4 protein-coding genes and 4 tRNA genes are annotated in these 4,564 nt (G+C 32.4%); 1 reads left to right on the top strand and 7 read right to left on the bottom strand.

Annotation, left to right across the window (positions count from 1 at the left end):
• Positions 1–60 precede the first annotated feature (60 nt).
• The 4 genes from ACRC28_RS00650 to ACRC28_RS00635 all read right to left on the bottom strand — a co-directional run bounded on the left by ACRC28_RS00650 (position 61) and on the right by ACRC28_RS00635 (position 412).
• A tRNA-Thr gene (locus tag ACRC28_RS00650) sits at positions 61–135 on the bottom strand.
• Between the two features lie 28 nt (positions 136–163).
• Positions 164–240, bottom strand: a tRNA-Asp gene (locus tag ACRC28_RS00645).
• 16 nt (positions 241–256) lie between these two features.
• Positions 257–332: transfer RNA gene (locus ACRC28_RS00640), tRNA-Val, on the bottom strand.
• A 5-nt stretch (positions 333–337) separates the two neighbouring features.
• A tRNA-Glu gene (locus ACRC28_RS00635) sits at positions 338–412 on the bottom strand.
• Between the two features lie 384 nt (positions 413–796).
• Here ACRC28_RS00635 and ACRC28_RS00630 point away from each other — a divergent pair.
• Positions 797–2,050 (top strand): NAD(P)/FAD-dependent oxidoreductase, encoded by a 1,254-nt coding sequence (locus tag ACRC28_RS00630; RefSeq protein ID WP_438541523.1) that lies wholly within the window; start codon positions 797–799, stop codon positions 2,048–2,050.
• Positions 2,051–2,088: 38 nt separating this feature from the next.
• On the opposite strand, the gene ACRC28_RS00625 is transcribed toward ACRC28_RS00630, so the two are convergent.
• The 3 genes from ACRC28_RS00625 to ACRC28_RS00615 all read right to left on the bottom strand — a co-directional run bounded on the left by ACRC28_RS00625 (position 2,089) and on the right by ACRC28_RS00615 (position 4,535).
• Positions 2,089–2,838: an acyl-[acyl-carrier-protein] thioesterase gene (locus ACRC28_RS00625; protein WP_438541522.1), complete on the bottom strand. Its 750-nt coding sequence runs from the start codon at positions 2,836–2,838 to the stop codon at positions 2,089–2,091.
• A gap of 130 nt (positions 2,839–2,968) precedes the next feature.
• Positions 2,969–3,154, bottom strand: a complete 186-nt coding sequence (locus tag ACRC28_RS00620) for a DUF1858 domain-containing protein (protein ID WP_438541521.1) — start codon at positions 3,152–3,154, stop codon at positions 2,969–2,971.
• A gap of 94 nt (positions 3,155–3,248) precedes the next feature.
• Positions 3,249–4,535, bottom strand: coding sequence for an adenylosuccinate synthase (locus ACRC28_RS00615; RefSeq protein WP_438541520.1), 1,287 nt, complete (start codon positions 4,533–4,535; stop codon positions 3,249–3,251).
• Between the last annotated feature and the right edge of the window lie 29 nt (positions 4,536–4,564).

The following is a 4,564-nucleotide window of genomic DNA, read 5'->3' as shown; positions in this document are numbered from 1 at the left end:
CCCTGATACCACCGTGAAAGGGTGGTGTCTTAACCGCTTGACCAAGGAGCCATATTAAATTGGAGCTGGCAATAGGAATCGAACCTACAACCTGCTGATTACAAGTCAGCTGCTCTACCGTTGAGCCATGCCAGCAAATGTTTTTGTTTTATTAAAATTATAATGGCGACTCAGAAGGGGCTCGAACCCTCGACCTCCGGCGTGACAGGCCGGCACTCTAACCAACTGAGCTACTGAGCCAAGTTTATAATTTTAATGGTGGTCACAACAGGGATCGAACCTGTGACCCCCTGCTTGTAAGGCAGGTGCTCTCCCAGCTGAGCTATGCGACCATAAATGGTGACTCCTAGGGGAATCGAACCCCTGATACCACCGTGAAAGGGTGGTGTCTTAACCGCTTGACCAAGGAGCCATATTTTGTTTCAGTCTTTCGTTTCACTACTGTGTCCCGTTGACCACATAGACTATATTACATAAAATCATTTTAAGTGTCAACACTTTTTAAAAACTTTTTTTCATTTTTTTTATTTTTTATTCTTATATCAATTTTAAATACCCCGTTAACCCCTGTATTTACAAGGCTTATCCCCTTTATAATTTTTAAAAAAATTTTTTGAGTTTTTTTTATTATTCTCCTTATTTTTAACCTCTCTCTACATAATTTCTTTTAAATTCTTATTATTATTTTGCTCTTTTTATCAAAAATAATTCCTATTTTTTATTTTATTGAATTAAAATTCTCTACTTGTGATAGAATTTATTTATATATTTTATATTTTAAAGGAGATTTTCAATTATGATTTATCATGAATTAATAATAATTGGTGGTGGTGCATCTGGACTTATGGCTGCAATCGTTGCTAAAGATTACGGAATAGATGTAGCAATTGTTGATGGTAGTGATCGTGTTGGTAAAAAAATTCTTACAACTGGTAATGGTCGTTGTAATATTTCAAACAATTCAATCCAGTATCCTTTTGTAAATTACCATAGTAATGTAGATAACTTTTTTATTCCTACATTAAACAGTTTTTCTGTAGAACAAACTAAAAATTTATTTTTATCACTTGGTCTACCAATTACAGAACTTGAAAACCATAAATTATATCCACAGTCATTACAAGCTTCTTCAGTTGTGGATATTTTAAGATTAAATTTAGAAGAACGTAACATTCCTACATATATGAATTGCAAGGTTAAATCTATCCACAGAAAGAAAAACTTTATTTTATCCACAAATAATGATGACTTTTCAGAATTTTCTTGTGGAAAAGTTTTAATGTGTTGTGGAGGAAAATCTGCAACTAAAACTGGTTCTGACGGAACTGCATATAAATTATGCGAAGAATTTGGACATAAACTTATTAAACCTCTCCCTGGGATAGTTCAACTGAAGCTTGATTATCCTCACTTAAAAGCTTTATCAGGAATAAAATTTGATGGTAAAGTTACCGTTTATGGAAATAACAAAGTGCTTAGACAAGAAGTTGGTGAAGTTTTATTCACTGATTACGGTATTTCAGGACCTCCTATACTTCAAATTTCCTCAACAGTTTCTAGAGCATTTAGAAATGGTCAGAAGGTTACTTTAGATGTGGATATGATGCCTTTTAAAGATACTGAAACTGTGGAAAATGAACTTTATACTCACTTAGCCTTGTTTTCCACAAGAAGCATTTCAAACGCTTTAATTGGAGTTATCAACAAGAAGCTTATTCCAACTCTTTTAAAGGATTGTGGAATATTTAATATTCATACACCTTGTTGTGAATTAGAATGGAAAAATCAAAGTGATTTAATATCACGATTAAAATCATGGAAATTCACTTGTTCTGGAACTAAAGAATTCCAAGGTGCACAAGTTACTGTTGGAGGCATTGATACTTCTGATATTAATCCTGATACTCTTGAATCTAAACTTGTCCCTGGAATGTATTTTGCAGGTGAGTTTATGGATGTTGATGGTGATTGTGGTGGATTTAATCTTCAATGGGCTTGGAGCTCTGGATTTTTTGCTGCAACTTCTATAAAAAATGCACTAAATAAATAAACAACGGGCGCGTAGCGCCCGTTTTTATATTAAAATATTTATCTTTTTTCCCACATAAATTCAAGAAGAGTTAATTCTTCTCCTTCTTTATTAGAAATTCTATGAAGTGTTCTTACAGTTCCATCTTCTTCATGCTTTACTTCTGCTGATACATGAATAGTATTTCCATAACTTACTTCTTTCTCAAATATAATTTTAATTCTTTTAAGTTCTAAATCTTTCATTATTTCTTGAGGAACAGATTCAAGTGCCCATTCTACATATTTAACGTTATTTACGTGTGTATTAGAGTCTATATCACTATATCTTATGTCAAACTCCTTATAATAGTCCTCTTTGTCAATTTTAGCCACTTTATCAAGTTCTTTAACCTTATCTACATCTCCTTCAACTCCGTACATCTCATACTGTTCTGGAAGGATTCTCATAGGTCTTCTCTTTTCTATATTTATTAGGAAAAATAATGCAGTTGCTTCTGCTATAATTTCTCCACTTTCATCCTTTATTATATAATCTCTTAATGCATAAAACTTTTTAAACCCTGCTGGTAATGTTGTTATACTAAGCTTATCTCTATACTTAGGGTATTTATGTATCTTTATATCATATTTATAGAAAACCCAGCCTGCCCCATTCTCTAGTTGATAATCAATAGTATCTCCAACTTCTTCTGCATGTGAATTTCCAACATCACATAAAAAATAAACTAAAGATGCTATTCTACATCTTAATTTATAATCTGCATCTCTATATAAAACTTCATATTGTTTAGTAAAGCTATTTTCCATCTCTTCTATCACCTCTAAATTTATTCATCTTTTTAATTATACCAATCTTTTTTTGTATAATTACTAAATTATTATTTATTCATTTAATATTAAAAAAAAGAGGCACATATTACTGTACCTCTTTTGTGACTTATTTCTTGTTTAAAGCATCTATTAATGCATCTACGTTTATTCCGTGTACTTCTGCTGCTTCTGCAATAGACTCTGCTTGTGCAGATGGGCAACCAACACATCCCATACCAAATGCCATTAATACTTCTGTTCTTGTTGGATCCATTTTAATTACTTCACCAATTGTCATATCTTTAGTTATCATAATTTTCACCTCTTAAAATATGCATTCTACATACTTATTATTATATAAAAATTATATTTTATACACTTTTTAAAGTCAAGTGAACTTATCTGAATTAAAGTTCTTTAACTCTCATAGTTTGATCTCTCTTTGGACCAACTGAAACTATCGATATTCTTGTTCCTGTGAATTCTTCAATTCTTTCAATATATTTCTTAGCATTTGCAGGAAGTTCTTCATAGCTTCTTGCATCAGCAACGCTATCATCCCATCCATCAAACTCTTCATATACTGGTTTACATTCTGCTAAATCTTCTAAACTTGCTGGGAAGTAATCAATAACTTCTCCGTTAAATTCATATCCAACACAAACTTTAATTTTTTCAAGACCTGCTAATGTATCAATTTTTGTTACTGCAAGTGAAGTTAACCCACTAACTCTAACAGCAGTTTTAACTATTACTAAGTCTAACCATCCACATCTTCTTGATCTTCCTGTAGTAACACCATATTCGTGTCCTTTTTCTCTTATCCAATCACCAGTTTCGTCTTCTAACTCTGTTGGGAATGGACCTTTACCAACTCTTGTTGTGTAAGCTTTTGCTATACCTACTGCATTAGTTATCATAGTTGGTCCTACTCCTGAACCACTTACAACTCCACCTGCTGTAGTGTTTGATGATGTTACATATGGATATGTTCCGTAATCTATGTCAAGTAACATTCCTTGAGCACCTTCAAATAATACGTTCTTTTCTTGTTTTATTGAATCATAAACTCTAACTGAAGTATCTTTTACGAATGGTCTAAGCTTTTCACCAAACTCTAAATACATTTTTAAAGTTTCTTCAAAGTTTTCTTCTTCTCCACCTAATACTCTAGTTATATAAAGATTTTTTGCTTCTATGTTAGCTCTTAATTTTTCTTCAAAAACTGCTGGATGCATAAGATCACAAACTCTTAATCCACATCTTTCATATTTATCTGTATAACAAGGACCTATTCCTTTTCCTGTAGTTCCTATGTCATTTTTTCCTCTAGCTTTTTCTTTTAATTTATCTAATGTCTTATGGTAAGGCATTATAAGCTGCGCTCTATCACTAACTATTAATTTTTCTGGTGTAACTTTAACTCCAACACCTTCTAAATATTCTATCTCATCAAATAACGCTTTAGGGTCTACTACAACACCGTTTCCTATAACGTTAACTTTGTCATCATATAATATTCCTGATGGTATTAAGTGAAGCTTATATTCTTTATCTCCTACTACTACAGTGTGACCTGCATTGTTACCACCTTGGAATCTAACAACTACATCTGCATCCTCTGCTAAGTAGTCTGTCATTTTTCCTTTTCCTTCATCTCCCCATTGGGCTCCTAATACTATAAATGCTGACATTATATCCTCCTTCAGACTAATTAAATAAT

The organism is Clostridium sp. (assembly GCF_051650885.1).
Taxonomy (GTDB): Bacteria; Bacillota; Clostridia; order Clostridiales; family Clostridiaceae; genus Clostridium.
Note: the sequence above shows the minus strand (reverse complement) of the source record. Positions and strands in the feature narration are given on the sequence as shown.